Here is a 2,979-nt window from a genome sequence, read left to right on the forward strand (position 1 = left end):
TTCCTCTCCATAAAACAAAAATACCACAGTCAAAATGACCGTGGTAGACCCAAATTTTATACTTTCTTATCTTTTAAGAAAAACGCTGGCGCGTTTTTGCTTGGGAAGGTCAGCAATCACAAGCCGGATTGGTCCAAATTTGTGAAAAAGCAAATTTATTCTTCCCTTTAAACAAAAATCCTCGAAAAGCAATCGTTTTCGAGGATTTTGTTATAATGCGGTACTGGCAACTTCGCTTCCGTTTGTTAGGAAAGCGTGCTTCTTCAAGTAGGCTTCCTGGCTTTGCGACGAGGTGAGCCCAACCTCCTCGAATCATCGTACGCCGCAGGAGCACTGAGGCGCTAGTCTCTCAGTCGATAGGCGCCGGAGCTGGACGTAGCCATATTGGATAAATCAGTTATTCACAACTTAAGTATTTTACAGTACGCTTAACAACAAAAAAACACCGGCCCGCAAACGGACAAGTGCTTCGATAATTTTTAAGTTCAAGCTGCCTTTTTCATGCTGTCTGACTGTGACACATAACTGTGCAACACCATTCCGACGACAACGATTATCATGCCGATAAGGGAAACCATTGCCGGAAGCGGTGCACTTAATAAAAAAATTTCACCGGCCAGGGCAAACACGACCTCCATCGATTGTGTTGCTTCAACTGCCGCCAGCTTTTTCATATTATTTTTCACAAGATCGGTTGCCTGAAAGAAAAGTACGGTTGCAATCACACCGGAAGAAACCGCCACGATGAGAGACTGCACTGTCTGCTCGACAGAGGGCAGTCCCGATGAGAAAAGTTCCCAAGTGACAAGCACCGCCCAAAAAGGCAAGCTTGCAAGCGTCATTCCAAGGACACGCTGATAAGCATCCAACCTTCCCCCGCATACTGCCATCATTTTCCGGTTTCCAAGGGGATACGCAAAAGAGGCTATGATCACCGGGACCATGCAAAGGAATACATTTTGCCACGACAATTGATTCATATGCTCCATCTGCATCAAGGCGATGCCGAGCAAAATTATTAGCGACATCGCAAGTCCCCTGTACGGGATTCGCCCTTTAACCGAAATGGGCCCGGATTCCGTCTGAATGGTTTCATAAAAAAGCGGCACGAGCAGCGAGCCGGAAATAATTGTAATTTGCCAAGTGCCTGCTATCAGCCATCCCGGCCCATATCCGGCTGCAAAAGTAAGCGGCGCATAAAAAAGCCCAAACCCGACCGTGCTCCACAGCAGCCATTCCAGCCGCCGGGCTTTCAATTCCCGCATAAGCGGAACGAAGTTGCCCCTAAACATAACAATTGCCGCCAAAAACGGAATCATGAATATATATCGCAAAGAAGCGCTCCAAATCCAGCTTCCCCCCGCCAATTCCATCGCCCTGTTTAAAATAAATGTGACCGAAAAAAAGAACGCTGCCACTATACCAAGCAAAATTGGCCGCATCGGCTCCACCTCCATATGACAAAAATCATTATACTATGGGACGGCCAGACAAATATATAAAAAAAGAATACCTGTCGGAAATATAAAAACACTTCATTTTATCGGGTGTTCATTTCCGATTTATGAAGTGTTTTTATTCCTTTTTTTCATCATTGTCCGGTTGACGATAAAAAGACCCATTGTCAGCGAAGCTGCCTCGACAATAATCAGCCACCATTTATGCAGATAGCCATTGTACGCCGAAACGATCACCAGCGCAACCGTAAGCAAAAATCCAACAAGCCGGCTGTATGTCACCCTTGTAAAAAAGACCATCAGGAAGGCGGGCAAAAAGATTGCGGATAATATTTTATCAATCATGAACATCCCCCCTATCAAACGACCCTCTATTACAAGTGTTTCCGAACTGCCCTAAAAGTGCAAGCACTTTTTTACTCTTCCTCGCTTGCTTCAATCATTTTTTCCGTAATTTCCGCCAGCTCACTTTGCTCAATAAAACGCTCCCGCAGCATATCAGGGAGGATTTCCTCCAAAAAGTATTGGACACAAGTCAAATCTTTAAATAAAAGAATGGTGCTTAATGCTTCTTCATAAATCTCCAAAAATAGGGGCTCGGGATTTTCCTTTTGAATTTCGCCGAAAGATTCATACAATAAATCAATTTTATCTGCTACTGCCAATATTTTTCCTTCAAGCGTTTCATCCTTTCCTTCTTTGAAACGCCCCAAATAGATTTCCCGGTATTCTTTCGGAAATTCCCGTTCAACGAACTTCCGCGTCATCTCTTCCTCCACCTCATTAAAGAGGCGTTTTAATTCATTGGAAGCATATTTTACCGGTGTTTTGATATCTCCTGTGAAAAGCTCGGCATAATCATGGTTTAAGGCTTTTTCATATAAAAGCCGCCAATCCACTTTCTGCCCTGCAAGTTCCTCCACTGTTCCGAGAAACTGGGCAATTTTCGTCACCTTAAAAGAATGGCTGGCAACGGAATGCTCCTGAAATTTAAACTTTCCGGGACAGCGGTAAATCTTCTCCAAATCCGACAAACTTTTAAAATAATGATGTATTCCCAATTGTATCACCCGTTTATTCTTTATTGCGAAGATTGTACCATGAGACCAGTTTCCTTCAAAATAATTCTACTTTGACTTACCATATTTTATGGAAAAACAAACAAATCTGCCCCATCCGGCTGCAAAAACAGCCCGGACACCCTTGGCATCCAAACGTCCCGCTGGTGCATTTTTCAGTACGCCCAACTTTTGGACTTGGGCACAACGTTGTTGTCCTTTCACGTTTCGGATCAGGTTCCCCATTGTATCATCCGATATGCGCGCCGCCTGCTGCATATCACGCATCATAATGATGATCGTATAATATTAACTGGTCCCGCAACCAACCGGATTCAGGCTGAGACCGGTCCCCCTTTGTATACATGCTATCCCCCAAAAAAGATTTATGCTTCCTCGCTATTTAGTGTTTAGTCTAAAAATTCATACAGCTGTCAATACTGGGTAGAAACTACAAAAATATC

4 protein-coding genes are annotated in these 2,979 nt (G+C 43.9%); all 4 read right to left on the reverse strand.

What is annotated here, in order from left to right; all coding sequences use genetic code 11:
• Positions 1-485: 485 nt before the first annotated feature.
• The 4 genes from AB1L08_RS22045 to AB1L08_RS22060 all read right to left on the reverse strand — a co-directional run bounded on the left by AB1L08_RS22045 (position 486) and on the right by AB1L08_RS22060 (position 2,806).
• Complete coding sequence (locus AB1L08_RS22045; protein WP_413066728.1) at positions 486-1,442, reverse strand: DMT family transporter; 957 nt, start codon at positions 1,440-1,442, stop codon at positions 486-488.
• A gap of 120 nt (positions 1,443-1,562) precedes the next feature.
• Entirely contained in the window at positions 1,563-1,802 is a 240-nt protein-coding gene (locus AB1L08_RS22050) for a CsbA family protein (RefSeq protein ID WP_413066729.1), read from the reverse strand.
• A gap of 71 nt (positions 1,803-1,873) precedes the next feature.
• On the reverse strand, positions 1,874-2,518 hold the full coding sequence (locus AB1L08_RS22055) for a YfbR-like 5'-deoxynucleotidase (protein ID WP_413066730.1): 645 nt from the start codon (positions 2,516-2,518) through the stop codon (positions 1,874-1,876).
• A 66-nt stretch (positions 2,519-2,584) separates the two neighbouring features.
• Positions 2,585-2,806 (reverse strand): hypothetical protein, encoded by a 222-nt coding sequence (locus AB1L08_RS22060; RefSeq protein ID WP_413066731.1) that lies wholly within the window; start codon positions 2,804-2,806, stop codon positions 2,585-2,587.
• Positions 2,807-2,979 lie beyond the last annotated feature (173 nt).

Origin of the sequence: Siminovitchia jepli, assembly GCF_047228825.1 — a bacterium.
Taxonomy (GTDB): domain Bacteria; phylum Bacillota; class Bacilli; order Bacillales; family Bacillaceae_C; genus Siminovitchia.

What these genes read in the sequence shown, in the direction of transcription:
- AB1L08_RS22045 (WP_413066728.1), bottom strand. Translation starts at nt 1,442, where the DNA reads ATGCGGCCAATTTTGCTTGGTATAGTGGCAGCGTTCTTTTTTTCGGTC.
- AB1L08_RS22060 (WP_413066731.1), bottom strand. Translation starts at nt 2,806, where the DNA reads ATGATGCGTGATATGCAGCAGGCGGCGCGCATATCGGATGATACAATG.
- AB1L08_RS22050 (WP_413066729.1), bottom strand. Translation starts at nt 1,802, where the DNA reads ATGATTGATAAAATATTATCCGCAATCTTTTTGCCCGCCTTCCTGATG.